This window comes from Streptococcus sp. 10F2 (assembly GCF_054331515.2).
The window spans coordinates 1-1,420 of sequence record NZ_JBTGGE020000105.1 but is presented as its reverse complement, the minus strand read 5'-3'; the positions used below and the strand labels follow the sequence as shown (position 1 = coordinate 1,420).

1 protein-coding gene is annotated in these 1,420 nt (G+C 45.5%); it reads right to left on the bottom strand.

Annotation, left to right across the window (positions count from 1 at the left end; all coding sequences use genetic code 11):
- Window positions 1–1,420, bottom strand: a 1,420-nt coding sequence (locus ACXM1Q_RS09210; protein ID WP_458517799.1) for a Rib/alpha-like domain-containing protein, incomplete at both ends; no start/stop codon positions are given.

Genomic DNA, 1,420 nt, shown 5'->3' with positions numbered 1-1,420 from the left:
TTATCTGTTGAACCATCTGGATAAGTTACAACTACAGTAGCTGGTTTGTCGCCTGCTGTTGTTGTATCCACTGGAGTTTCAAAGGAAACTGTTGTTCCTGCTGGCAACTCTGGCAAGTTAGAGATTGATTTCTCTGCTGATGGTGTTTCACCAACCTTAACTGTCTGTTCTACCGGTGTTGGTTCATTGGTTTCAGCTTGCGTTGGAGTTTCAGAAACCTTAACAGTCACTGGAACCTTATCTTGAGATCCATCTGGATAAGTCACAACTACAGTAGCTGGTTTCTCTCCTGCTGTTGTTGTATCCACTGGAGTTTCAAAGGAAACTGTTGTTCCTGCTGGCAACTCTGGCAAGTTAGAGATGGATTTCTCTGCTGACGGTGTTTCACCAACCTTAACCGTTTGGTCTGCCGGGGTTGGTTCATTGGTTCCAGCTTGCGTTGGAACCTCTTCAACCTTAACAGTCACAGGAACCTTATCTGTTGAACCATCTGGATAAGTCACAACTACTACCGCTGGCTTATCGCCTGCTGTCTTAGTATCTACTGGACTTTCAAAAGAGACTGTTGTCCCTTCTGGGAGAGATGGCAAGTTAGAGATGGATTTCTCTGCTGATGGGGTTTCACCAACCTTAACCGTCTGTTCTGCCGGTGTTGGTTCATTACTATCAGCTTGCGTTGGAGTTTCAGAAACCTTAACAGTCACTGGAACCTTATCTGTTGAACCATCTGGATAAGTCACAACTACAGTAGCTGGCTTATCGCCTGCTGTCTTAGTATCTACTGGGCTTTCAAAGGAAACTGTTGTGCCTTCTGGGAGAGATGGCAAGTTAGAGATGGACTTCTCTGCTGTTGGTGTTTCACCAACCTTAACCGTTTGGTCTGCCGGGGTTGGTTCATTGGTTTCAGCTTGCGTTGGAGCCTCTTCAACCTTAACCGTCACTGGAACCTTATCTGTTGAACCATCTGGATAAGTTACAACTACAGTAGCTGGTTTGTCGCCTGCTGTTGTTGTATCCACTGGAGTTTCAAAGGAAACTGTTGTGCCTTCTGGTAGAGATGGCAAGTTAGAGATGGATTTCTCCGCTGATGGGGTTTCACCAACCTTAACCGTTTGGTCTACTGGTGTTGGTTCATTGGTTTCAGCTTGCGTTGGAGTTTCAGAAACCTTAACAGTCACTGGAACCTTATCTGTTGAACCATCTGGATAAGTCACAACTACAGTAGCTGGTTTGTCGCCTGCTGTTGTTGTATCTACTGGACTTTCAAAGGAAACTGTTGTGCCTTCTGGTAGAGATGGCAAGTTAGAGATGGATTTCTCCGCTGATGGGGTTTCACCAACCTTAACCGTTTGGTCTACTGGTGTTGGTTCATTGGTTTCAGCTTGCGTTGGAGTTTCAGAAACCTTAACAGTCACTGGAA